The sequence below is a fragment of the Fibrobacter sp. UWH9 genome, from assembly GCF_900129715.1.
Lineage (GTDB): Bacteria > Fibrobacterota > Fibrobacteria > Fibrobacterales > Fibrobacteraceae > Fibrobacter.
This window is the reverse complement of record NZ_FQWP01000016.1, coordinates 16,887-41,211: the sequence shown is the minus strand read 5'-3', so window position 1 is coordinate 41,211 and position 24,325 is coordinate 16,887. Positions and strand designations below refer to the sequence as shown.

The following is a 24,325-nucleotide window of genomic DNA, read 5'->3' as shown; positions in this document are numbered from 1 at the left end:
GATATCAGATACAAGATATGAGCGAATAGCGAAGTCTCATATCTGAAACCAGTATCTTGATTTTTGAAAAATCCGCGATGTCCTTCTGCGACAACGCGGGTTTTTCTTTTTCGTATCTCATCCCTCATATCTCATGCCTCACCGCTCATTCCCCTCTTGACTATCAATATCAAGGGATGTATATTATTCCTGTCGGTCTATATGACGTTGTATTTGTCTATGTATATGTCGGGGTAAATTATGTATCGTCCGTCCTTAAAGTTGAGCATGGAGATTGTGAATCTGGCTATCGAGATTTCCGTTTTGGCGACCCGATGCGAGGCCTGGCTGGAAGGCCGTCAGGGGCATCGCGGCTTTGGCTGCGGTGTCGGTAGAGACCTCTGCGATGAACCCTTTCAGGGGGATTACGACGTGTTTTCGCTGTCGGATTTTTTGCGGGCCCATGCCGACTTGGCGGGGGCGAACCAGCCTGACGGGGGATCTTTCAGGACGGGGAACGGCTGCGTTTTCAACGGCAAGATGTGTATCCACCTGGCGCCCCCTGCAAGCGAAGTGCCTTACATGATGCAGGAACTTTTCCAGTGGCTCCAGAAAAGCGAGGACCACCTGCTGATCAGGGCCTGCATTTTCCATTACGCCCTGGATTACATCCGCCCCTTCAAGGATGGCAATGGCCGCATGGGATTGCTCTGGCAATCGTTGCTCCTGAAGAAGCTGAGTCCCGTTCTTTCGAACCTATCCCGGGAACATTGGGACGAAGATCAGCAGCGTCGCTACTATTTTGCCTTTGTGAAGGCCATAAAGGCAGGCGAGGCGGGCCCCTTTGTGGAGTTCCTTTTGCAGGGAATCCTGGATTTGCTTAAAAACATTGCAGAATCCCTTAAAGAAAGGGGGGATGATGCCGCAAGTGTGGAACTTTCTATCCGACAGAACAAAATTTTGGATTATCTGCGAGAAAAAACGCTGACTGTTGAGCAGATTGCCAAGAAGTTGAAAGTTTCGTCGAGAACTGTAGAACGGGAAATGTCTAAATTACAGCAAATGGGTGCTGTTTACCGCGAGGGTTCCGACAAAACAGGCTCCTGGCGGGTACGTTAAAAAGGACCTCGGATGAATCCGAGGCCCTTTCTATTTCGTTAGATTGTTTTAGACAAATTAAGCGAAGTTGTACAGGTCTGTAATATCTTCGTTGTTCTTGTCGTACATCCAGAACTGGTTGATGTGGGCATGTTCGTCTTCCACCAGGTTGATCTTCATGCCGTGCTTGTACTCCAGATAGTTGTACATGCGGTTCAGGTCCTTGCACATCACGTCGATAACGAAGGGGCTGACCACCAGGGTCACTTCGCGGAGCTTGCCCTTGGCCTTGGCGCGAGCCATCCAACGGTCAATCATGCCGAGAGTGCTTTCCAGGGTAGCGATACGGCCACCACCGCAGCAGACCGGGCATACCTGAGTCTTTTCGGTCATCAGGTTCACGCGGACGCGCTTACGGGTCACTTCCATCAGGCCGAACTGGCTAATGGGGGCGGGGGTGATGGGAGCCTTGTCGCGACGGATTGCCTTGCGGAATTCCTGGTAGACGGTCTCGTTGTCGGCTTCGGTTTCCATATCGATGAAGTCGATAATGATCAGGCCGCCCACGTCGCGGAGACGGAGCTGCTTTGCAATTTCGTGGCAAGCATCGATGTTGGTTTCCAGAATAATCTTACCCTGGTCCTTGCCGTGGACCTTGGGACCGGTATTCACGTCGATGGACACCAGTGCTTCGGTCTGCTCGATGACCAGGTTGCCACCGCGGGGCAGCGGGACCTGGCGCTGGAGAGAGCGTGCATAGTCGTTTTCGATCTTGAAGTATTCGAACAGGCTTTCGTTGCTGCTCCACAGCTTCACCTTGTCCAGCTTGTCCGGAGACAGAACCTTCAGGTAGTCGCGGAGGGCGAAGTATTCGTCGCGGTTGTCGATATACACGTAGTCGGTGTTATCGCCAAAGTATTCGCGGACGGTCTGTTCGATGGAATCAGATTCTTCGTAGATGCAGGTTTCGGCAGGCTGGTTTTCGAAGTTGTACTTCGTCTGTTCCCACTTGCTTTCCAGTTCACGCATCTGCTTGTTGATTTCGAATTCGGATTCGTTCAAGCCGTTGGTACGTACGATATAGCCCACATCGCGACCCTTCAGGCGGCGGACCACCTTCTTGAATTCGCGGCGCTTGGCCGGATCACGTTCACGCTTGGACACACCGATAAAGTTGGTACCCGGCATGCAGACCAGGAAACGGCCGGCAAAGCTGAGATGGGTGGTCAGACGGGCACCCTTGGTGCTGATGGGTTCCTTAACCACCTGGACCATGATTTCCTGGCCTTCGTGGAGGATTTCATCAATAGGCACTTCCTTGGAGGAACCGCCTTCGTCATCATCGTCACCGTATTCGCGACGAAGCAGTTCGTTGCGATCGACGGCGTCTTCCTGATGGAGGAAGCCGGCCTTCTCCAGGCCGATGTCAATGAACGCAGCCTTCAGTGCCGGAAGCACCTTCTGGACCACGCCCTTATAAATATTGCCCAGAACTCGATTAGAAGAAACGCCTTCCACTACCAATTCGACGAGTTCACCGTCTTCCATGATAGCGATACGCTTTTCATAAGGCGTCTTGCTAATCAAAATCCCGCGCTTACACTTATTTGCCATTAAAACTCCTAAAAGTTCGACAAAACTTGATAGACACGATAATAGATTTTGGCCCCAAGACCGGTCCAAAAGTATGGGCCCTGTCCGAGCCCCGCGCGCTTCTTGACGGAAAGTACCGACTGCCTGCCAACGCGAGACCTGGGGACCATAAATATATAATATGATTTTTATGCGGGGGAAGCCTCCCCCTCGCACAAGCCCTTTTTAAGGTCTTTTGCTACCCCCTCTGCGGGGGCACGCCCCCGCAACGCCCCCAACCGTTGACAAATTGTACAACATATTTTTCAGCCAGCGCATCAAAAAAGTTTCGCCAAAGTCTATATTCTAACCGTAAGGAATTTGGGAAACCAGGAGGCTCTATGTCCATCAGGAAACATTGGGGAAAAATCACCTTGAGTATCGCCGCCAGCTTCTGGGCCGGCTGTAACGATAGCGGCACCGAGGCGGAATACATCCAAGGTGGCGAAAACGTCTGTACAAACGAGCAAAATGAAGAATGTGGCGGTGGTGCTGTCATCGCACTCTACGGCGTCGCCCCCACTTATGACATCAGCTCCAGCAGCATAACCGGTGACTGCACCGAAGGTAACTGCGCAGAGTCTTCCTCCGGCATGGGAGAATCCTCTTCCAGCGTCAATAGCGAATATCCCTACGTGCTCTATTCCGATCCCTCGGTACACTGCAAGGACAGCACCGTATACGTTCCGTCTCCATGCGAAAACGCCTCCAAAAGCTACGCATCCACTGATGAAAACGCCCCTCTGTACGGCATCGTTCCCATCGTCTGCAATACACCGAGCCGTTACGATCCCATTTTCAAGTGCGACAACGGCGATTCCCTCCCCGCATACCGTTACAAGGAAAAGGACGGCATCATCTACACCAACAAAGAGTACGATGAACTATTCGGCTCCAACTAAGCCAATAATTTAGTAGATTGCCCTGCATGGCCCTGCTCCTCACCATCATTTTCTTCGCCTGGTTTATCAGCAATATTGTCCGCGGCAACATTTCTCACCAGGGCAGTGATTACCATTTCAGGGAGCACCCCATACCGTTCATCATCATCCAGATTTTCCTTCTAGGCTTCGGTCTCTTCTGCTTGAACCGTTTTCTGAGTGAGATCGGGATTCACGTCTTCTAGATTTTAATATCTTTCGTCTCCAGGAAGAAGAAAAATCTATGTCTGACCAGATCAACTTAAAAGACGAACTTTACCTAAAAGATTATGCCGGCAAGATTCACAATTTGCCGTTGGGTGAACTGTACGAAGTTTTGGGTGTCGTCAAGAAGGATTCCTCTGACGAACGAGTCAAGATCGTAATGGAACGGATCCATGAGTTAGAGGCGGAAATTCAGACGAACAAGTCTAACAAAAAAAAGAAAGTAAAGGTAAAGCCCGTCAAGGCGGCAAGGGAAGATTCTGCAAATAGGGAATCGCCGGTAAAGCTTTTCATCCGCAAGCTTTTCTGGATTTCTCTCATGGCCGTATTCGTTGTTTCGAGAGTGCAGGACGTCGCCCATAAAATTCTTGATGGTTCGTTTGATGTTACCGAATGCGGAATCACCTTTACCATGGATATCCTTCCGTTTTTTTGCTTTGGTATCGGGTACAAGATCGCCCGGCGTTTTACCATGGCCAAGAAGAAGAAGTTCCATCTTGGAGTCGCCTTTTTCCTGATGGGGAAGGCTGTTCTGGGAATCTGTCTTGACGTCTATCTTGGTGTCGTCTGCCAGTTTTACGATGAGAAGGCGTCCTACGTATCTGTCATCGTTCTTGTGGCGGCCTTGCTTTTTACGGTCAACATGTTCCGCAGGAAGGTCAAGGACAAGTTTGCGACAAACGGCATGTTGCCTATGGCCATTGCCCTGTTGGCGGAACAGCAAATCTGGATGATGTAAGAAAGGCGGGACTGAGCCCGCTTTTTTTATTGAAGATGGGTGGGCGGGGCGCCGGCGCTATTCTTGATGGCAGCCTGCTTGGTAGCCACGATCTTGTCGGCAATGGCGCGGGCCTTTTCCGTAAGCCACAGCCATGAAGTCGTTGCTTCACTGTAGTCCGCTTCGCCGTACATCTGCACACGGCCATCGCGGCGGAGTGCGTCCACCTGGCGCATGCCCTTTACGTCGCCCTTGGGGTAAACGGCAAAGGTGCTTCCGCCATTGTTGTTCAGGATGCTGAAGGCGGGAACGTCACTGGGACCGTCGGCGATGTATACCATGTTCTGGAAGGGAACGCGGCGCACTTCTCGTGCGATAGAGGAGTTGACGTCGATGGTTTCGGGGTACTTGTTGCTGCCCTTGTTGATTTCGAAGATGTAGCGGGTCTTGGAAGTGTTGTCCAGGGCGCTGGCGATCTGGGAAATTTCGTTTGCGGATACTTCGTTTGCGTTAGGGACGTTCCCTGCTGCGTCCTTTGCATCCAGAAAACCGGGTTGCAGTACTTCTTCGATGAATTCACATCCAAAAATTCCATCTACAAAGGGGGCGATGGCGCTGCCACGGATCGTTTCGGCAAAACCGGTACTGACCACGTAATGTTCCAGACGGATGTCGAAGGCCTTGTATTTCGGATCTTCTTCAATCAGCTTCTTGATTTCGCCGAAAAAATCGGGAAGGCCCGGGTAAAAGGCAAGTTCCTTGCCGAAGCTACGGAGCATCTTGTTGGAAAGTCCCTTGAACAGCCCCGCCTTCACATAGGTCAAGATGTGGTTCAGGTAGCTGGTGTCGGAATTGACGGAAATTCCCTGGGCGGCGTAGTGGCTTTTTAGGGCGTTCACTTCTTGCCAGAACTTGGCGCCGTCAACGTTGAAATGACGGAATAGGGGTTCCTGCATGTAAGAGCTGATGAGCGTCTTGTCGCAGTCCCATACCATGGCGATGATGTTCTGTTCAAAAGCGGAATTTGCCATATTGACCTCGTTCCTGTCCACCTATTTGGTGATGAAGAAACTTTCGGGGTTGATGGAGTTGCCCGACAGTCGGATTTCGTAGTGCAGGCCGAGGCTCGTTTCGCGACCGCTTTCGCCGATGAGGGCGATGGGTTGACCGCGTTTTACAAAGCTTCCCTGGGGGACAAGGGATTTCCCTAGGTGGGCGTAGAAGGAACGGACGCCCTTCACATGCTCGATTTTCATGGACAGGCCAAAACCGCGATGGTTGCGGACTTCCATGACGGCACCTGCACCTGTCGCATAGACGGTGTCCCCTTCGACGGCCACGTAGTCGATGCCGCGATGGGGCAGTTGTCTGTCGGTAAAGGGATCGTAGGCCATTTCAAAGCGTTTCTTGACGGCGTGTTCACCCTTCATGGGGTGAAGTACGGGCAGCTTGGCGGCCAGGGCGGAATCGTTTTCCAGGGCGTTCAGCAATTTGCGGAAAGTGGTTTCCAGTTCCATCAGGCTCTTGCGCTTGCGGGCGGCGCGTTCTTCGTCGCTGGTGGTTTCCAGGGTGAATCCCAGACCTCCCATTTTCAGGGTGCTGTCGCGGAGAAGCCTTGTTTCTTCGGCCTTGAGGATGGAAGAGTCTACGGAGGCGCGGACGGCTACCAGTTCCTTTTCGATAGCTGCATTCTGGCGATAGACGTTCGTTACGTTTCCGCTTGTTATGTTATCCATAATGCGGACGGGAGAGAACATGATAAAGCCTGCCACGGCGGCACAAACGCTCAATACAGAGAGTATGGCCCCTAGGAGGGATACGCTGTAGCTCTTACCCGAGGTGGTCTTGCTGGGGAATACATGGATTTCAAGTTTTTTCACCGTCGATACGCTCCCGCAAGGAATTGATTTTGCGCTTATGTTCTTCGATGGCGCCGAGTATTTCTACCACGGACGGGTCGTCCTTGATGGCGGAAAGAAGGTCGTCACGGACGGCTCCGTGAAGTTTCTGACCCAGTGCCTGGAAGCGGTTTTTGAGCCTAGATTCCTCGGCTGCCAGTTCTACCCGCAAAAGTGCGGTAGAGGCGAAGTTCATAGCCGAATTTTTAAGCTTATTTAAAGGAATTTTACTCATAAGATGATTTCCAATGTCTGTAAAAAAATTAGTTTTTTATCCGTATAAAATTTGGAGAAATACCATGAGTCGTCGCGATCGTAGACACGCTAAACAAGAAGTCAAGAAGTTCACCCCGAACAAGAAGAACGCACTGGACCCCAAGATTATTGCTGTACTTGGAGCTCTCGCCGTAATCTTCTTTGTTGGCACCATGCTAATCCAGAGAGGCTAAGATGAAGTTCGATATTAAGAAGTCCGACCTGCAGGAAGCTCTGCAGACTGCCATTACCGCAATTCCCAACAAGTCTACTCTTCAGATTCTGAACAACTATTCTCTTCGTCTCGAAGGAAACATCCTGGAAATTTGCGCAACCGACTTGAACCTTGGTGTCAGGACCAAGCTGGAAGTGAACGGCGAACGTGATGGCGAAGTCGTGATCAACGCCCGCAAGTTCTCTGACTTGATCAAGGCTCTTAGCGATCCCGCTATCGAAACCATCAGCATCGATGTCCAGGATTATCTGGCTCGCATCAAGTGGAGCGAACGTGGTCAGGCTTCTATCATGGGTTTTGACGCTGGTGACTTCCCTCCGTTCCCGGAAGTGGAAGGCGACAGCCTGAACTTCGCTGCAAGCGAACTTGCATTCCTCGTCGAAAAGACCGCTTTTGCAACTTCCAACGATTCTGTCCGCATGAACCTGAATGGCGTGTTCTTCGAAGCTGACAATGGCAAGGTTTCCATGGTCGCTACCGACGGTCACCGCATGGGCCGTGCAAGCATCGACCAGGAAGGCGCTACTCTCGCTAGCGGCATTATTATCCAGCCCAAGGTTCTGCAGCAGATCCTGCGCATTGCCAAGAGCGAAGATATCATCGAAATTCGCACTACCGAAACCCATGTGCTGTTCAGCACCGGTTCTACCCAGATCATTTCCAAGCTGTACGAAGGACCGTATCCTAACTACCGCAATGTGATCCCCCAGAACTTTGAACGTACCGTGCAGGCCAACTGCGCCGAACTTCAGGGCAAGGTCAAGAGCATTCTCCCCATGGCTAATCCCCGCACTCACCAGATCCGTCTGCACATGAACGGCAACGTCATGGAACTTTCTGCAACTGACCCGGATGTTGGTGGCGAATGCCGCGAAGCACTGGCCATTACTCACAATGGCGAAGGCAACTTCAGCATGGGCTTTGACGGTCGTTACTTCTCCGAAATCCTCGGCATGTGCAAGAGCGAAGAAGTCATCCTCAAGATGAACAGCCCTCTTGGCGCCTGCATTATCGAACCGGTCGGTGAAGACCTGAACTATAGCTTCCTCCTGATGCCGTCTCGTCTGGTTGACTAAGGCTTAGACATTAGGAACTGCAATAAGAAAGGGCTCGCGAAAGCGAGTCCTTCTTTTTTTATAGGTATGCGGAAATTATTTACGTTTAATTTGTCTATATCAATAAGTATAAACTAAACGAGTTTTTCTGCCTCGCCTTCGGCGTACTTTCCGTAAAGCATGGCAATGACGTCCTTCTTGGGAACCTTCTGCTTGGTCTCCTTGAGGCTTACGTGGAGGCGGTCCAGCATGGCCTTGTCGATTTCCTTCCAGTACTGATTGTTTTCGGTCAGCGTCCAAAGCTTGTCGCCATCGTCGCTGGTGGAGACGGTTACCAGCTTTGCCTTGAAGAATGTTCCCAGGGCGCGGTTGATGTAACTGCTTGTGGTGCCGGGGATGTTCATGGCGACGATTTCTTCTACCAGCATTTGCTTGCTCATGGGAACGAAGGAACTCAGGTCGCAGGCGGCCACGTAGATTTTCTTAAGCATGTTCTTGGGGAAGATGTCCCAGCCCTTGCGCTTGAGTGCCTTGGCCAGAACCATCTGGGCGTCTTCTTCCACAGAGACTTTCTGCTCGGCGAGAGATACGGTGAAGGATCCGCCGCCGATGTCGTTGATTTGTACGAAGTCTGCCGACTTGACGAAGTCCATGAAGTTCTTGAATCCCAGACGCTTTTCGTTGAAGGCGTTGTCGATGCCCAGCATTTTCGGCTTGACGGCGGCAAGGGGCAGCGGGCCGTCTTCCTTCTGCAGGATGTCGCGGAGCATTTCCATGGAGTCGATCTTTTCGGACACGATAAGGCTGCTTCTGTCCTTGGCGTTTTCTTCTTCATCTTCGTCCACGGGGGCGGCCGTGGCGTCGTCGGTGTAAACGTAGCGGGAACAGGAATTCTTGACGCACTCGCTTAGAGGGGACTTGGGACCGACGCCGATGACTTCCTTGCCTTGTTCGCGGAGTTTGCGGAACAGGGGCGAAAAGTCGGAATCGCCGGTGGCCAGCACGATCCACTGCACCTGGGAATCCAGGGCCACTTCCATGGTGTCTACGGTCATCTTGATGTCGGTGGAATTCTTTCCGCTGACAGGATGGAAGGTGTGGACAAGTTCGAAACCGTTTTCGTTCAATGCGGATTGCAGAGGCATCAGCTGGGGGCTAGACCACTTGCCGTAAGCCTTACGCACAACGATTTGCCCCAGGGGCAGCAGTTCGTCCATTAAGGACTGCACGCCATTGTTTCTTACCCAGTTGGTCAGGTTCTCTGCATCAATAAAAATTGCAATATGGTTCATAACGGCACTAATATATATATTGTGAACCATGAGTCCGAAGGTGCCGCAAAAGAACTGCAAGCTACTGCGCAAGATTATGAGCGTTGCGGCCCTTGCGGTGTGCGGTATTGGTCCAGCCGCCTTCGCTTTAGAGAATGATGAGGATCATTTTCAGCGATTTTCTGCCCTTCCCATATTAGGTTATTCGGAAGAAACCAAACTGCAGTATGGTGCCATGGCGCTTCTGTTCTTTAAGCCCAACGAACCTGGTGGTAAGGTCCAGGAAATCGATATTACGGCATACGGTTCTACCCGAAAGCAGTTCCAGTTTCTGATGGTTCCCTATTTCTATCTGTACCACGACAGGATTAGCGGTATCGTAGACTTCAGGTATCAGAACTGGGTAGGCAGTTACTTCGGCATGGGGAACGATGTGGACTTCGACAAGTACATCGGCTTCGATCGAGAACGTCTGCATTTTTCTACGGAATTGAAGTCTTCCATAGGGTTGCCCCGGTCGTTCAATTATGGTGTGAAGGTTATTGCAGAAAGGTCGTCTACCGATTTTAATGACTGCACCAAGGATCGCTGTGCCGATATGGACTTACCGGATTTGCATAATGGTTGGCGGAATGGGGGCGGCTATATTCTTAGTTACGACACCCGCGACAATTTGAACTGGACCCGGAGCGGTTTCCTTGTTCGCTGGCAGCAGATGTTCTACAGCGACTGGCTAGGGGATTATGACTTCGGTGTTCAGGATCTGGACCTCCGTGGGTACACGCCCTTGTTCTGGAATATCTCCGTGGCGACGGCAGCCCTCTGGCAAAGGGCTAGCGGGGATGTTCCCTTTGACATGCTATCTGGCCCTGATGGAACGAAACGCTTTCGCGGTGTAGAGAGCTTGTTTTTTCGCGATAACCAGAGTCTGATTTTACAGGCGGAACTGCGTAAATATTTAGGTTGGCGCCTGGCCGGTGATATCTTTTTTGAAGGGGCCAAGGTGGGTGACCACTTTGGCGAACTTCTACGGAATCGGTGGCATCAGGCTGTTGGGTTTGGAGGGATGCTGGCCCTTAACTTGAAGGAACGGCTTTACGCCCGTGGTGAGATTTCCTGGGTGGACTACGAGAAGTTCGGCATGACTGTTTATATCCGGTCTGCGTTCTAGTTCCCGAGGTTTAAACAAAAAATAGGCCCCGCAGGGCGGAAGTAAAAATGCGGCTGCGCCCCGAAGGTCGGGTATGAAAAAGTGGTTGCGCCCCGAAGGTCGCAACCACCATTTTTGAGATAGAATATCTGTGGATTCAGGAATTAGTCCTGAATGCGAGTCCAGTTCAGCACGCCCTTCTTCATGAGGTAGCAGTAACCGGCTTCGAGAATCACCAGGAAGGCGAGAAGAACAAAGAGCAATTCCCAACCACCAGCCAGGAACTGGATGGTCCAGGGGTAGAGGAATGCAACTTCGAGGTCGAACACCAGGAACAGCATTGCCACCATGTAGTACTTGACCGGGTAGCGTTCGCTGGAGGTGCCGGATACATGGGCGATACCACATTCATAGGAGGTACCCTTGATGGCGGTTTCCTTGATTTTGCCCGGATGCAGAAGCCAGTTGGCGACCAAGAGGACAGTGGGGATGCAGAGGGCCAAAATGACCAGGATGGTCATGGCAAAAGTGGTGTCGAAAATTTCAACGTTCGTCATAGTGAGCACAAAGATAGTAAAAAACTTTTTGCTGTTTAGGTATGGTTTTGTAAACTATATTTGAGCCTATGAAAAAGATCACTGCATTATTGGGATTTGTGGGTGTAGTGAGCATGATTTCGGCTTGTTCCGATACCATCTCAGACGTTGATGTGATAATTGCTGAGCAGGATAGCTCTATTTCCAGCGATTCTAACGCCCCTCAGGGTGACGCTCCTGCATCATCGTCTTCTAAGAAGGATTCTGGGGTACAGGCTGAAGTCAAGTCTAGTGGTTCTGCCGTAACAGATACTGTCAACAAGACTGTGTATTTGTCTTCTGCCAGCAATTATGAGACCCCCTACATTAGTAGCGGTGTTTTCTGCTGGAGCGAAAAGTGCGAAGCGGCTGCGGTTACCTCCAGCGCTAGCATGGATACCATCGTTATTGGAGTCTCTTCCGAGGCGGAAGTGTGGCCCAACGTAACAGAAACTCAGATGGTTGACCTGCGAGACAACAAGACCTACGCCTTGAAGACTATCGCCGGTGTTCATTGGATGACCCAGAACCTGGACTTCGCTACGGAATCCGGTTCCTTCTGCTCTTTCGGAGAAAGCGGTGACGTGTGTGCCAAATATGGTCGATTCTATTCTCTGAATACCGCAAGGAGAGCTTGCCCGGCTGGTTGGCGTCTGCCTTCTGCAGATGAAGTCAAGGCTGCAGATGCTGTTGTCGCTGAATCCTGGTGGACCTTGGGCGGTCGTTTCAAGTTTGAAGGCGAAACCGCAACTGCCTATGGCCTCGATGATCAGCAGGGTTATTGGTGGCTGAACGATGGAACTTCCTGGCGTGTCCAGCCTGATACCGATGAGCATGTGACTCAGAGCTTGAGTGCTGCTGAAGGTCGTGCTTACAATGTCCGCTGTGTAGAGGCTAAATCCCTCTAACGGATTTGGAAAGTCTAACGCAAGTTTAGGGCCCAGGATTGTTTCCTGGGCCTTTGCTGTTTTAGGTCCTTCATTTTTTTTAAAGACCGCGCGAAATAAATCGCGCGGTCCTTTTGGTTTGGTTGGTTTGGAGGGATTTCTTTTTGTCTGGAGTTACGGCCTTGTTCGGCGGACTCCCCAGAGCTTGTCGCGGGTCTGGTTCAGTACGGTCTTGCCGTTGACTTCTATTCTTAATTCCAGTCGTCCGATGTAGACGCCGGTTCCGACCAGTCTGCCGGTTCTGTCGCGCATGTTCCATGCCAGGAAGAGGCGTTCCCCTTCGTGGTCTAGGCAGGAACCTTCACCGGACGCATCTTTATAGAGGTCGCTGTTGCAGTTGATTTCGCCTGCGGCTCCGCCTACGTATTCGCCATACTGGCTGTAGTAGCGGGTGCGGTATTTCAGGGTGACTGCATCTGCGGAAACGATCAGGTTTGAATGCTCTCGCAGGAAGATTTCTTTGTCTGTATTTCCTGCCAGATGGTATTCGTTGATGAGTGCCTCGTCGATGCTTCCGTCCTTGATGGCCTGCAAGGTGGCATCGCTAATGCCCGCCTCTTTCAGTTCCTTGTCGAAGCAGCCGCTTGCGATGGAATCCAGAATGTCCTGGATCGAAACTGTTGTGGTGGAGGTGACCTTTGTAACCTTCATGCCGTCTTCGTAGTTCTTCAGGGAAAGGCTCTCGATGGCTTCAATGACGCTGTCGGCCAGGCCGGCGCTTTTGTAATTTTTGGCGGTCACCTTTCCTTCAGAAATCAGCTGCGCGGCTTCATCGCTGATGCCGTAGGCTTCGCCAATGATACCTGCGCTAATGTCCACGAAGAGCTGTTCCAGGGCTTCGTCCTTGGTGAGGGTGTAGGTGGTGTCGTAGCGATCCGTGGCTTCGGTGCCTGTGCGGCTTTCGATGAATGCGTCCAGGATGTTGAACTGTTCTCCCGTTTCGTCCAGCATGATTTTTGCGATGTTGAAACTGAGGAGGTTGCCCTGCACGCCGTACTTTTCGCCGATCTCCTGCGCGGTCAAGTTGCTGTCGGCGTTGAGCATGGGCTGGGTGGCTGCAGGGTTGGCAATAATTTCGTTTTCGGTACTGACTGTAATGAGGGACGGACTTTCGTTGGAAACTTCCTGGTTGCCGGTGATGGTAGCCCAGGGATTGTCGCGATGGGGCGCGTTGCCCAGCAGGTCTTCTGCGGTGTTGCTTGCGGAGGTGGCGAAACGAATCAGGTCGCCGTTGGTGGGCAGGATGGCGTTATCCGTAGACTGTCTAAAGATGAGAGTCATGGTGTTGTCGCTGCCGCTTTGCTGGATGGCGGATTCCGGCTTTTCGTTGACTCCGGAACGCATGCAGGTGTATTCAAAAAGATTCTTGAAATATTCCCTTGATTTGTCTGTAATGGCTTCGCTGAAAGTGAGAGCGAGTTCGCGGTTTCCATCGGATTTTTTGGCGGCGACAGCCTTTACGATGATGGGGCCGATGCCGTCTTCGATGATGTTTTCGTAATAAGGGCTGAAGTGTTCCTCGATTCCATTTTCCTTGTAGGTAAAGTTGGCCTTGATGGAACCGAAATATTTTTCGGATTCTCCGCCGGTAAATTGCTTCTTGCCGAAACCGCAGATGTTGTCGTCGCAGTCCACCGTGACGATGATTTCGTCTCCGCTAGAAGAAATGTCGAAATCCTTTGTGGTGGGGAAGGATTCTCCAAACGTGAACTGGATGTCATTCAGTATGTTCTTGGAATCCAGCTTCTTGTCCAGTTCAATATAAAGGCTGTCTGCTCTGCCGTCGCCGTTCCTATCAAAGATGATGGCCTTGGTGATGTGGGGCTCCGGAGAGTTATCGAAGTTCAGGTTCTTCCAGTAGGATGCCGAGGCTGCGGATCCCTTGGCGACCAAGGTGACTCCCTCGACGGCACTGTTTGCGCGAATCCTGAAGTGGGCTCTGCCCTCCTTGTCCAGGTTGACGTAAGTGATGACGTCCCCATTTGTATCAAGGATGTCTACAGCCGGATGTGAAATGGACAAATTAATTTTCTTGTTGTAATTGTTGACCTGTGCCCAATCCTCGAAGAAGGAAATGTACACGTCGTATTCGGTGTTGGCCCAGTGTCCGATTTGCAGGGTGTCACCGGAGATTTCCTGTCCCAGGATTTTCCAGGTGCTGTCGGTGAACGCAACGCTGGGAATGCTGTAAGAGGGGATGGTTATCTCAATAGAGGTTGTCTGACTGGGATCGGACTTCAGGGAAATTTCAAGGAAGTAATGTCCCGGAGCCAGAGTGTAATTGTCGACGATGGCGGCCGAGTCGATGCTGAACGTAGAGTCGCTGGTGATATGAATGCCTTCGTACCAGTCGCCGATTCCCAGCTCCTGAGGGTCGTCCAGGTTTCCTCCGGACAGCTTGAAGGTGGAGGCGCCGCCGGTTGTATCCGTTGTAGTTTGGCTGTTGGAAAAGTCGCAGCTCAGGGCGTCGCGCTTGTTGACCTGCCAGATTTCGTAACTCTTTAGATTCTTTTCTGCGTAGCTGGAGATGAGTAGGCTGGCGTCGGCTTTCAGGTCCATGGATGTTCGCATCTTGAAGTTCCCTTCGACCTTGTAGCGTTCCGTGTAGAAGATGTTGAATACGTAGGTATTTCCTTCGATCAGGCCAAGGGTGTCCAGGTCTACGGCGCGGCTTCTTCTGTCGTGAACGCCGCCGATATCCACCACTAGCTTTCCGTCGATGTAAACCCATACATCATCGTCGCCCAAAAATTCAAAGTACTGGCCGCGGACATATTCGAAGTTGGCCTGCACCTTCATGGACATGCCGTAATTATGGTAGGCGTTGCTGGAACTTTTCCCGCTGCCGTCAATGCCGGCGAATCCGCTGGGGATGGAATCGTAATAAGGGTTGGGAATTGTCTTTGCTGAATCCAGCCATTGGAAATCGTCGATCAGGAACATGCCGCCACGGGCCTCGCCTACGGAAGATTTTGTATCGCTGTCCATCTGGGCGCGCCAAATGCCGTCTTCGTCCAGTTGCAGGGTCATGTTGCGGCAGGTGGCGTTTGTGTAGGCCTTGCCATTCTTGACCACCAACGTTTCGGGCAGGAACCATTGATTCAGATGTTCTGCGTTACGGCACTTTCCTTTCCAGTCAAAATTCTCATTTCGGACGGGGACACCGTTCTTTCCCAGTTTGCGTTCCACCATGCCTTCCAGCACCTGGTCGAGACTGGCGGTGTAGTCAATGAGATTGCGGTCTTCTTCGGTGTAGTCCCTCTTGGACATGGGGGAATTGGGCCAGCAGAGGTTTACGTTGTCGCCGCCGAAGTCTGCGCTGGTTCCCACGCCGCCGAATGTGTCGGTGCAGTGGTCCGCGCCGTCGCCCAGGTTGCAGAGGCTTTCGTCGCGGGTGGTGGGCCTGAATTTCTTGTGGTTGTCGCGGCTGCCGTCATACCAGTCGAACATCATGACGGGGAGTTTTCTGGTGGGGCAATCTCCCAGGATGCCTGGGTATTGGGTAAAGAGGGCGGGTGCGTCTGCCTTATAGGCGCGAATCCAGAGGGTGTCGCCTTCGGCCGCCAGACTGTCCAGGCTGATTTCGTTTTCGGTGCCGGGGGCTTTAGAAACGACGCCTTCTGCGCTGTAGAATTTGTTTCCTACGGTCTGCTTGAAATAGACGCTGAACTCACCATCGGGTTTGCTGATTTCCGTTTCGTACCAGCCGCAGTATTTGTCTACGGCAGTCATGACACCGATGGAATCTCCGTTGACGTAGGCGATGGCGTTGGTGTTGGTCCAGGGGGCAAGAAAACGGAGGACTTTGGCCGGGGTTTTTGTTGCGGGAGTTTCGTTGCCCGGGCGGTCTGTATTGTTGGCACCGGGTCTAGCGGCAACGAGACATGCGCTCAAGGCGAGTCCCATGAGGATTGTTTTGGAGAGATTCTTACACCACATATAGATTTCTCCTTCTAAACACCCATTTGCTCTAATCCCATTTTTAGACGAAGTGTTTAGAAATAATTTCGAATATTTGAAGAAGTTTTTCAAAAATATTTAAAATCTTGTAAAAATCAATGTTTTTTAAAAATAACTGTGTAAGAATTTGCTGATTTTGTTTAGTAAGTGTGTAAAAATGAAGGTCAGCGGGCAAAAAAAAAGAAAAGGCGCCGGCATTTGGCCGGACACCTTTAATGAGAGAGGTTTAATTTCTTTTCTAGGGCCCGAATTCTAGGCCAAGCTTGTTGACTTTTCCACGGCGCACGCCCCACAGCTTGTCGCGGGTCTGATGCATGGTGGTCTTGCCGTTTACGATAATCTTGATTTCCAGTCGGGCGATATACACACCGGTTCCCACGAGGCGGCCGTTGTTGGAGCGCATGTTCCAGGCCAGGAAAATCTTGCCCTTGTTCTTCATGCAGCCTTCTTCGCCATAGATTTCCTTGTCGGAGCACTTGATGGACTTGGAAGTTCCGCCCACATATTCGCCATACTGGCTGTAGTAACGTGTACGGTAGAAGAGTTCTATGGCGTCGTCTGCAATCAGGGACTTGGAACCGTTGCGGAATTCTTCGATGTTGTATTCGTTCAGGGTGCCGTCCTTGATGGCGTCAATGACGGTCTGGCTGACTCCGGCCTGCTTCAATTTTTCATCAAGTAGACCTGCCCTGATCGAGTTGAACAAATCCGTCTGGGTGGTGGTCGAAATGGAACTGATTTCGGTCAGGGTGTCCCTGCTGGCTTCAATATTGTCTTCGGTCAGTTTGGCTATGATGCCCTTTTCTTCTGCTGTTAGGGCGGACTGGTAATTGCTTTCGTTGATAGTACCTTCCATGATGGCGATGACGGTGGCTTCGCTAAAGCCGAAGTTTTCGCCAACCACTCCGGTTCTGATATCGGCAAAGACCTGCGTCAGGGCTTCTTCTTCGCTGATGCATATATATGTCGTATCGTAGGTCGTGGTGCTTCCCAGCTGAGATTCGATGAATGCGTCCAGCGAGTTGATGTCCTTCTGGGTTTCTTCCAACATGATCTTGGAAATGTCGTAGTCAATGAGGCTGCCCTGAACACCGAGGGAGTCGCCGATCTGCTGAGCGTCCTGGGTAGTGTTGGTGATCAGCAGGCTCTGTGTGACGGTATCCTTCTTGATGATGCCGTAGGGGTCATCGCCGATAGAAATGACTCCCGGACTTTCGTTGGTCAGTTCCTGGTCGCCAGTGATGGTTACCCAGGCGTTGTCCTTGTGGGGAGCGTTGCCAACAAGGTCGATGGTCTCGTTTGCGGAACCGTTTCCGGGGACAAAGCGGATCAGGTCTCCATTGTTGGGCAATACGGCGTCCTGTGTGGTCGAACTATAAACCAGGGTCATGGTATTGCCGCTACCGGATTGCAGTACCGGGGTTTCGGGATTCTCGTTGATGCCACCGCGCATGCAGATAAATTCAAACATGGTGGCGAACTGAATACGGGAATCGTCTGAGATGGCTTCGCTGAAAGTCAGTGCCAGGTGGCGGTTACCATCGTTGCTCTTGGACTTCACGGCACTTACGATAATGGGGCCCATGCCGTCGCTGATGGGTTCGTTTTCCTTGTAGAACTGACTTGTCTTTCCATTGTCCTTGTAGGTGAACCAGTTGTTCAGGGAACCTGTGTAGATATTGGTTGCACCTCCGGTGAACTGGCGGCTACCGAAACCACACTTGGCGTCGGTGCATTTTTCAACATCGATATCTTCGGCGGTCAGGACGATGGTATTGTTGTTGATGAGTCTGAACTTGTCGGTTGCCATAAAGGCTTCGCCAAATTCAAACTGAATGGAATCCAGACGGCTCTTGTCAGAAAGGCTTCTGTCGAACTGTGCATATAGGCTGTCGGCTCGACCGTCACCGTTTCTGTCAAAAATGGTTGCTGTAACGATCTGCGGAATTGGCGGATCGGCAAAATTCAATTTTGTCCAGGCAGAAGAACCTGCTGCTGCGCCCTTGATGGTAAGTGTTGCTCCGGTAACAGGGGCGTTGGCGTGTACGTAGAAGGTGGCTCTGCCGTTGGAATCCAGGTTGACGGAAGTAATCTTCTTTCCGCCGATGGTATCAAGAATGTCGATGTTTACGTCAGAGAAGGACAGGTTGATCTTTCTGTTATAATTATTGACTGTAGCCCATTCTTCAAAGAAGGTGATGTTGACCTGGTAGGTGGCGTAAGCCCATTCGCCGATCTGAGTGGTGTCGCCAGAAACGGCCGTGCCGAGGACTGTCCAGTCTTCCTTTGCGAATGCTACGCTGGGGAGGTCGTAGGCAGGGACGGTAATTTCGACCTTTGTAGTCTGGCTGGGATCGGACTTCAGGGTGATTTCCAGGAAGTAGTGGCCCGGAGCCAGGGCGCCGTTAGCCTTGATGGCTTCTACGTTGACGCTGAATGTAGAGTCGCTGGTAATGTTGAGGCCTTCGTAATGCAAGCCCACATCAAGAATCTGGGGTTCAGAAAGATTGCCGCCGGTAAGCTTGAATGTGGAAGCGCCGCCTGTAGTATCCGTTTCTGTAGAGTTGGCGTCATAACCGCAGGAAAGCTTGTTCTTCTTATTGACCTGCCAGACTTTGTAATTGGTTTCATCACCCAGGGGGATGGACGTTACGAAAATGGAGGCGTCCACCTGCAGGTCGATGGATGTACGCATACGGAAATTAGAAGAACTGGTATGGCGTTCCACATAGAAAATATGGAAGTCATAGGTAGTTCCTTCGACAAGTCCCATGGTGTCCAGGTCTACGGCACCTGCAACCTGTCGGTGCTGGCCACCGATATCTACTGCCAGGCGGTTGTCGATAAAGACCCACACGTCGTCATCGCCGTAGAAGTCGAAGTACTGACCGGGAACGTATTCAAAGGTGGCTTGGATCTTGACGGCGAAACCGAAGTTATGCTTCTGGCCGTTGCCTAGCTGGTCAAAGTAGGGATTCTTGACGGTCTTGGCGTCATCCAGGAATTCAAAGTCGTCTACAAGGAACATGCCGCCCTTGGTGGCGTCATTTCCTTCGGAAACATTGTCAGAGGAAACTTCGGCCAGCCAGAAACCTTCCTTGTCCATAGAGATGTAAATGTCGCGGCAGGTCATGTTGGTGTACTGGGTGCCGGCGGCATCGGTAGCCACCACTTCGGGCAGGAACCAGTTTGCCAGGTGGGTGGTAATCTTACAGTCTCCGGGGAACGGATCTGCGGGAACGGGAACGCCGTTGGGACCCAGATTCTTCTGGACCATGCCTCCCATATATCCCTTGTTGTTGTTGGATCCGCCACAACCGCCAGAACCGAAGTCGGCGCTGACACCGTTGGCGGGGTCGCCGTTCTTGCCGGGATCGTCACCATCGCCCTTGTCGCCATGAAGCCAGTCAAATACGGTAACGGGGAATTTCTTGAGGGGGCAGTCTCCTAGGACGCCGGGGTACTTGGAGAATAAGGCGGGAACGTCTGCCTTGTAACCCTGCACCCAGATGGTGTCGGAAATGCTGGCGATGGAATCCAGGGAGATTTCGCTGGCGATGGTCGGTTCGGTGATGGTGACGCCTTCTGCGCCTACATAGTTACGACCGACAGTCTGTTTAAAGTAAACCTTGAGTCCATTTTCGGGAGTTTTGACCGATGCGGCGAACCAGCCACAATAATTCTTGATGGGCTGCATGATGCCCACGGAGTCGCCGTTCATGAAGAGGATGGCGTTGGTGTTGCTCCAGGGGGTAAAGAAGGCGATCGTCTTTCGGCTGCCGGATTCTTCGAGAGTCAGCTTGCCGTCTTTGCCGAGTGAGGCTGTTGCTGAAGTGGCTCCGTCCTTGAAGAGGTCCGCGCCCTTGATGGTGACGTTTCTGCGCTGGACTGTCAGGGGAGTATTGCAGTTCCTGTTGGTGTATAAATTGATGGTGACGTTCTTGGCATCCACTGTAGAGAAAGAAATGCCATTGGCGAGGCTTGTACATCTCGTGAGATTGTTTCTGCCTGAAGTAACGGTGTAATAGAGATTTCCGTCGGCGTATTCCACGTCAGCGGTGTAATCTGCGGCGAACGCTGCGGCCGAAAGGCCCAAGACTAACCCTGCCAGCGCGATCGCACGAAGGGGTTTAAATTTGTTAAACGAAACAAGGGAAGGCAACTTCCTTGCCTTCTCAAGAAGTACTCTACACACCATCCAATCTCTCCTTAGTGAGGCTCGCTACACCAAACGAGTCTCTAGGTCTCCGTAGAAATAAATTATTCCTGATTGGAATGCAACAAGTAAAGAGTGCGTTTTTGTAAAAATACCGGAGAAAACTTTTTTTGAGGCCTTTTTGGGGGAGTTCGTTCCAAAAAAAATCCCCCTTTGGCAGGGGGATTCCGTGTAAGAATTTTTTAGAACAGTCTAATTAGAGACCAAGGTCAATGGCGTTAACCTGACCGCGACGGACGCCCCAGAGGAAGTCCTGGGTCTTGTCGGTAATGGTCTTGGTGTTTACCTTGATCTTGATTTCCAGACGGGCGATGTAGACACCAGTTGCGGCGAGTCTTCCGTTGTCTGCGCGCATGTTCCAGGCCAGGAACAGCTTGCCGTCGGAATCCAGGCAGTTCTTGCGTCCGCCATCCTTGAAGATGTCGTCGTTACAGGTCAGTCTGCCGGTCTGACCGCTAACATAGTGGCCAAGGCTGGTGTAGTAGAAGGTCTTGTAAGTCAGCACGGTGCTTTCTGCAACGGTAGAGACGATGTTCTTGATGTCGGCTTCGGTACCGCTGGAGTAGTAGTGCAGATTTTCGACATTCAGAAGACCGTTTTCGTAAGCGTCTACGATGACTTCGCTGAGGTCAAATCTGTCCTTGGCTTCACCGATGCTCATGGTACCGTTTGCGACGGCGGTGATGATTTCATCGATGGTGTAGGTCTTGTCGGCGTTAGCGGGATCGTTTGCTGCCTTCTTGTCTACGTAGCTGGGAGTGCTCTGAACGGCCTTCACAATTTCGGCAATCTCATTTTCTACCAACTGTGCCATGTCCAGGTCTCCCAGGTAATGACCCTGTGTGCCGTAAACTGCGGCGACCTGTTCTGCGCTCATGGCCTGTTCGCTAACGACCAGCTTCGGAACCGTGGCGTTGGGGTTGGTAATGATTTCCTTTGCTCTCTCGAAATTCTCTGCGGCAGGATCCAGGGCCACAACCTTCGGGCTGGTAACGGTAACCTTCTGCTCGCCGGTGATTCGTACCCAGGGGTTTCCTTCGTGGGGGAGAATTCCGATTAGGTCGTGAGCCTGTCCGCCCATAGAGGGAACCGTGAACCTGATGGAGTCGCCTACGGCAGGGACGATATCCTGTGTGCTACCCTTGGAGAAGACAAGACTCCACTGGTTGGGCTGTCCTGCGCCGATTCTTCCGGGGGTCTTTACTACAGTATGAAGGACCTTGTCCTTCCAGCAGTGGAAACTGAACAAATCAATGTTTGCGTTTTCCTCGTTGACGCCTTCACTGAAGGACAGTCTCAGGAACGTATTACCGTCGCTCATGTATTCAATTTCAGCGGCGACGATAACAGGACCGACTCTGTCGTACAGGATGCCTTCCACAGGGAAGTAGGACTGCTTGCCGGATTCGTCAGTGTAGGTGTAGTAAACGGTAATCTTTCCGTTGTAGGGAGCCATTGCACCGCCGGTATAGATCGAGGTGCTGAATCCCGAACCACTTGCAACGACATAGGCGAAATCTTCACCGTCGTTGTAGACTGCCTTGTAGGGGGTATCGAAATTGCTACCGAATACGAACTTCAGGGAATCCAGAACACTCTGGCCGCCGAGGGCCTTGTTGAAGTGAAGCCAGATGCTGTCAGCGCGTCCATCGCCATTTCTGTCGTAGATGAATGCGGAATCAATCTGCGGAACAGGCGGGACTGCAATGTTGATGTTTGTCCAGTCTACAGAAGCGTTCTTGGCGCCTGCACTCTTGATTGTCAAGGTGGCGTTAATCACTTCGTCCTGGGCCTTGATATAGAAGCTGGCATGGCCTGCTACCAGGACCACTTCGTCAATGATGTTGCCCAGGGAGTCGCATGCGATCAGGTTCGGGTTAGTAGAAATGATGGATACTGCGATACCGCTATAGATAGTAGCCCATTCTTCTGCATACATGATGTTGACGGGGTAGGAGCGTCCTGCCCACATACGTTCAGTACGGTCGAGGTTAACAGGGAGAGTATCGCTGGAAACGTCGCGGGAGATCTCGTTACCGAATGCGTGCCAGTACTGGGTGTAGCAAGTGGAGTCCATTGTGGAATCTGCCGTTTCGCTGATGTTGGCGACACAGTAGCTAGAATCCTTGACGCTTGCGTATGCCAGGTTGGGCAGTTCGTAGGGATCCACGGTAAAGTAGACGTCCTTGTACTGGTCGGGACTGTCGCGGAGGGCTACGCGTACGTAGTAGGTTCCCGGCGGCAGACTCTGCGCAAAGCCGATCGCCTGCAGGTCAATGGTAAGCATGGTATAGTCATTGGTGACCTTGATACCGCTATAGTAGGCGGAATCAAGCTTGGAGAGGGCGATGCCTCCCTTGGCCAGACTCTTACCGAACAAGGTGAATGTTGAGGGGCCGAGAGTGGTGTCGCGAAGTTCGGGGCTTGTAGAGAAGTCGCAGGCCAGGGCGGTCTTACGGACAATCTGCCAAACTTCCTTCTGGATAACCTTTTCGCCACCGGGAATGTCCTTCAGGAACATGCTGGCGTCAGTCTTCAGGTCGATAGACGTACGCATCTTGAAGTTGGATTCATCCTTGTGACGTTCTGCGTAGAAAATGTGGAACGGGTAGGTTTCGCCAGGAATCAGGGGGTCGCCTGTATCCTGTCCGATGGTATCCAGCTTTACAGAACCGCTAACCTGGTGATGTTGGCCGCCGATATCCACCACAAGCTTGTTGTTGATGAAAACCCACACATCGTCATCGCCGTAGAATTCAAAGTACTGGCCCCTTACATATTCAAACTGGGCCTGGATCTTCATGGTAAAGCCATAGTTGTGGGTACCGATATTTTCGCCACCGTTGATCCAGTCGAAGTTGGGGTTGGGAACAGTTCCTGCCTCATCCAGGAATTTGAAGTCATCCAGGAAGAAGAGACCCTTTTCGGGGCTTTCCAGGTTCTTCTGACCCAGCCAGAAACCCTTGTTGTCCAGAGTCAGTTCCAGATCACGGCAAGTGGCGTTGGTGTACTGGTTGCCGGCGGCATCGGTTGCCAAGACTTCGGGCAGGAACCAGTAATCAAGGTGATCCGTAATTTCGCATTCCTTGGGGAAGTTCTTTGCCCTGACAGGAACTCCGTTGGGGCCAAGTTCCCTTTCGACCATGCCCAGGCGGGCCTTGTAGGCGTTGTCTTCGCCCTTACATCCGCCGGTACCGAAGTCCTGGCTTGTAGTGCCTGCCTGTGCGATTGCGTTCTTTTCATCACCCTGGTCGCCGTGGAGCCAGTCGAACATCATGACGGGCAGTTTCTTTACAGGGCAGTCGCCGAGAATTTCGGGGAATGCGGTAGAAATCTCGGGTTCGCCATACTGGTTGGCCACGATCCAGAGTTCCTTGCCGATGGCCAGTGCGGAGTCCAGCTTGATTTCGTCTTCGATGTCGATGGGTTCCTTGATGGGACCGTTCTTGCCGATGTACATGTCGCCGATAGTCTGCTTGAAGGAGACGTAGACATTCTTGGGAACAATTCTAAGGGTATCTTCGAACCATCCGCAGTAGGTTTCGCGGATGGGAGTCATGGAGTAGTCCTTGCCGTTGAGGGTCATGAGAGCCGTGGTGTTGTTCCAGGAGGGGAGCAGCCTAATAATGACCGTGGCGGAATCGGGTACCACGTATTCGTCGGGAATGCCCGGCAGAATTTCAAGAGAACCCTGACTCAGCTTGAGCCAGACTTCGTAAACGGGCTGATTCTTGATGGTCTGGTCATACTCCGGGAAAAGCGTAGCCAGGTAAGGCATATCCTTTTCTTCGGAAGTGAGGTACGTGCCGCACTTGTCCGTATTCTTTTCGCAGTTTAGACCGAAGCGAAGCCTGCGGAGTTCAGCCTTCCCGTCGTCAAGGCGTTCTTCGTTGAACTTGATTGTATAGGTACCGTCGCGTTCCTGGCTGACCAAGCTGTACTTCAGCTTTTCTTCGTTATCAGCATAGTAAAGACTGTCACCCTCGTAAATGATATGGGCGATAGCGACAGTTGCCGCATTTGCAGAAATAGTAAACAGAGCCAGGCCAACCGCCAAGCTCCGGAATAGGTTCGTCAACCGCATCCGTTCTCTCCTTAGAATTTCCCAAACAACAAAACCGCCACAAAAATAATTTTTTTTTAACATTACTCAAGTGCTTTTGTATCAATAACTTGTAAAGTTTTTTTTGT

17 protein-coding genes are annotated in these 24,325 nt (G+C 51.7%); 8 read left to right on the top strand and 9 right to left on the bottom strand.

Annotation, left to right across the window (positions count from 1 at the left end; all coding sequences use genetic code 11):
* Positions 1–240: 240 nt before the first annotated feature.
* Entirely contained in the window at positions 241–1,098 is an 858-nt protein-coding gene (locus tag BUB94_RS12180) for a Fic family protein (RefSeq protein ID WP_083538266.1), read from the top strand.
* 57 nt (positions 1,099–1,155) lie between these two features.
* On the opposite strand, the gene BUB94_RS12175 is transcribed toward BUB94_RS12180, so the two are convergent.
* Positions 1,156–2,691 (bottom strand): Rne/Rng family ribonuclease, encoded by a 1,536-nt coding sequence (locus BUB94_RS12175; RefSeq protein ID WP_073161176.1) that lies wholly within the window; start codon positions 2,689–2,691, stop codon positions 1,156–1,158.
* Positions 2,692–3,050: 359 nt separating this feature from the next.
* Between BUB94_RS12175 and BUB94_RS12170 the strand changes: the two genes are divergently transcribed.
* Genes BUB94_RS12170 through BUB94_RS12160 form a run of 3 tightly spaced genes read left to right on the top strand, consistent with a single transcriptional unit; the run spans position 3,051 to position 4,593 of the window.
* Positions 3,051–3,611 (top strand): hypothetical protein, encoded by a 561-nt coding sequence (locus BUB94_RS12170; RefSeq protein ID WP_139260217.1) that lies wholly within the window; start codon positions 3,051–3,053, stop codon positions 3,609–3,611.
* A 26-nt stretch (positions 3,612–3,637) separates the two neighbouring features.
* Positions 3,638–3,835, top strand: coding sequence for a hypothetical protein (locus BUB94_RS12165; RefSeq protein WP_073161174.1), 198 nt, complete (start codon positions 3,638–3,640; stop codon positions 3,833–3,835).
* A gap of 38 nt (positions 3,836–3,873) precedes the next feature.
* On the top strand, positions 3,874–4,593 hold the full coding sequence (locus BUB94_RS12160; protein WP_073237453.1) for a hypothetical protein: 720 nt from the start codon (positions 3,874–3,876) through the stop codon (positions 4,591–4,593).
* A 26-nt stretch (positions 4,594–4,619) separates the two neighbouring features.
* Here the strand turns inward: BUB94_RS12160 and BUB94_RS12155 are convergent, their stop codons facing one another.
* Genes BUB94_RS12155 through BUB94_RS12145 form a run of 3 tightly spaced genes read right to left on the bottom strand, consistent with a single transcriptional unit; the run spans position 4,620 to position 6,666 of the window.
* The gene (locus tag BUB94_RS12155) at positions 4,620–5,603 is read right to left on the bottom strand and encodes an HAD family hydrolase (protein ID WP_073161172.1); all 984 of its coding nucleotides are present in this window, start codon (positions 5,601–5,603) and stop codon (positions 4,620–4,622) included.
* A 21-nt stretch (positions 5,604–5,624) separates the two neighbouring features.
* Complete coding sequence (locus tag BUB94_RS12150; protein WP_073161171.1) at positions 5,625–6,452, bottom strand: M23 family metallopeptidase; 828 nt, start codon at positions 6,450–6,452, stop codon at positions 5,625–5,627.
* Complete coding sequence (locus tag BUB94_RS12145) at positions 6,439–6,666, bottom strand: hypothetical protein (RefSeq protein ID WP_073161170.1); 228 nt, start codon at positions 6,664–6,666, stop codon at positions 6,439–6,441. The genes BUB94_RS12150 and BUB94_RS12145 overlap by 14 nt, the downstream gene beginning before the upstream one ends.
* A gap of 103 nt (positions 6,667–6,769) precedes the next feature.
* Between BUB94_RS12145 and BUB94_RS16890 the strand changes: the two genes are divergently transcribed.
* Positions 6,770–6,919, top strand: coding sequence for a hypothetical protein (locus tag BUB94_RS16890; protein WP_158236529.1), 150 nt, complete (start codon positions 6,770–6,772; stop codon positions 6,917–6,919).
* A 1-nt stretch (position 6,920) separates the two neighbouring features.
* Positions 6,921–8,036 (top strand): DNA polymerase III subunit beta, encoded by a 1,116-nt coding sequence (dnaN, locus tag BUB94_RS12140; protein ID WP_073161168.1) that lies wholly within the window; start codon positions 6,921–6,923, stop codon positions 8,034–8,036.
* Positions 8,037–8,149: 113 nt separating this feature from the next.
* Here dnaN and BUB94_RS12135 read toward each other — a convergent pair whose 3' ends face one another.
* The gene (locus tag BUB94_RS12135) at positions 8,150–9,307 is read right to left on the bottom strand and encodes an NYN domain-containing protein (protein ID WP_073161167.1); all 1,158 of its coding nucleotides are present in this window, start codon (positions 9,305–9,307) and stop codon (positions 8,150–8,152) included.
* A gap of 28 nt (positions 9,308–9,335) precedes the next feature.
* On the opposite strand from BUB94_RS12135, the gene BUB94_RS12130 reads away from it, so the two are divergent.
* Complete coding sequence (locus BUB94_RS12130; RefSeq protein ID WP_073237450.1) at positions 9,336–10,457, top strand: BamA/TamA family outer membrane protein; 1,122 nt, start codon at positions 9,336–9,338, stop codon at positions 10,455–10,457.
* Positions 10,458–10,600: 143 nt separating this feature from the next.
* On the opposite strand, the gene BUB94_RS12125 is transcribed toward BUB94_RS12130, so the two are convergent.
* Positions 10,601–10,993, bottom strand: coding sequence for an NADH-quinone oxidoreductase subunit A (locus BUB94_RS12125; protein ID WP_073237446.1), 393 nt, complete (start codon positions 10,991–10,993; stop codon positions 10,601–10,603).
* 68 nt (positions 10,994–11,061) lie between these two features.
* Here BUB94_RS12125 and BUB94_RS12120 point away from each other — a divergent pair, with 68 nt between their 5' ends.
* Positions 11,062–11,919, top strand: coding sequence for an FISUMP domain-containing protein (locus BUB94_RS12120; RefSeq protein WP_083538265.1), 858 nt, complete (start codon positions 11,062–11,064; stop codon positions 11,917–11,919).
* 153 nt (positions 11,920–12,072) lie between these two features.
* Here BUB94_RS12120 and BUB94_RS12115 read toward each other — a convergent pair whose 3' ends face one another.
* From BUB94_RS12115 to BUB94_RS12105, 3 genes are all read right to left on the bottom strand, one after another.
* Positions 12,073–15,897, bottom strand: coding sequence for a fibro-slime domain-containing protein (locus tag BUB94_RS12115; RefSeq protein WP_083538264.1), 3,825 nt, complete (start codon positions 15,895–15,897; stop codon positions 12,073–12,075).
* A gap of 259 nt (positions 15,898–16,156) precedes the next feature.
* Positions 16,157–20,014, bottom strand: a complete 3,858-nt coding sequence (locus BUB94_RS12110) for a fibro-slime domain-containing protein (RefSeq protein WP_254793731.1) — start codon at positions 20,012–20,014, stop codon at positions 16,157–16,159.
* A 316-nt stretch (positions 20,015–20,330) separates the two neighbouring features.
* The gene (locus BUB94_RS12105; RefSeq protein ID WP_073237436.1) at positions 20,331–24,218 is read right to left on the bottom strand and encodes a fibro-slime domain-containing protein; all 3,888 of its coding nucleotides are present in this window, start codon (positions 24,216–24,218) and stop codon (positions 20,331–20,333) included.
* Between the last annotated feature and the right edge of the window lie 107 nt (positions 24,219–24,325).

What these genes read in the sequence shown, in the direction of transcription:
- BUB94_RS12180 (WP_083538266.1), top strand. Translation starts at nt 241, where the DNA reads ATGTATCGTCCGTCCTTAAAGTTGAGCATGGAGATTGTGAATCTGGCT.
- BUB94_RS12175 (WP_073161176.1), bottom strand. Translation starts at nt 2,691, where the DNA reads ATGGCAAATAAGTGTAAGCGCGGGATTTTGATTAGCAAGACGCCTTAT.
- BUB94_RS12170 (WP_139260217.1), top strand. Translation starts at nt 3,051, where the DNA reads ATGTCCATCAGGAAACATTGGGGAAAAATCACCTTGAGTATCGCCGCC.
- BUB94_RS12165 (WP_073161174.1), top strand. Translation starts at nt 3,638, where the DNA reads ATGGCCCTGCTCCTCACCATCATTTTCTTCGCCTGGTTTATCAGCAAT.
- BUB94_RS12160 (WP_073237453.1), top strand. Translation starts at nt 3,874, where the DNA reads ATGTCTGACCAGATCAACTTAAAAGACGAACTTTACCTAAAAGATTAT.
- BUB94_RS12155 (WP_073161172.1), bottom strand. Translation starts at nt 5,603, where the DNA reads ATGGCAAATTCCGCTTTTGAACAGAACATCATCGCCATGGTATGGGAC.
- BUB94_RS12145 (WP_073161170.1), bottom strand. Translation starts at nt 6,666, where the DNA reads ATGAACTTCGCCTCTACCGCACTTTTGCGGGTAGAACTGGCAGCCGAG.
- BUB94_RS16890 (WP_158236529.1), top strand. Translation starts at nt 6,770, where the DNA reads ATGAGTCGTCGCGATCGTAGACACGCTAAACAAGAAGTCAAGAAGTTC.
- dnaN (WP_073161168.1), top strand. Translation starts at nt 6,921, where the DNA reads ATGAAGTTCGATATTAAGAAGTCCGACCTGCAGGAAGCTCTGCAGACT.
- BUB94_RS12135 (WP_073161167.1), bottom strand. Translation starts at nt 9,307, where the DNA reads ATGAACCATATTGCAATTTTTATTGATGCAGAGAACCTGACCAACTGG.
- BUB94_RS12130 (WP_073237450.1), top strand. Translation starts at nt 9,336, where the DNA reads ATGAGTCCGAAGGTGCCGCAAAAGAACTGCAAGCTACTGCGCAAGATT.
- BUB94_RS12125 (WP_073237446.1), bottom strand. Translation starts at nt 10,993, where the DNA reads ATGACGAACGTTGAAATTTTCGACACCACTTTTGCCATGACCATCCTG.
- BUB94_RS12120 (WP_083538265.1), top strand. Translation starts at nt 11,062, where the DNA reads ATGAAAAAGATCACTGCATTATTGGGATTTGTGGGTGTAGTGAGCATG.
- BUB94_RS12115 (WP_083538264.1), bottom strand. Translation starts at nt 15,897, where the DNA reads ATGTGGTGTAAGAATCTCTCCAAAACAATCCTCATGGGACTCGCCTTG.
- BUB94_RS12105 (WP_073237436.1), bottom strand. Translation starts at nt 24,218, where the DNA reads ATGCGGTTGACGAACCTATTCCGGAGCTTGGCGGTTGGCCTGGCTCTG.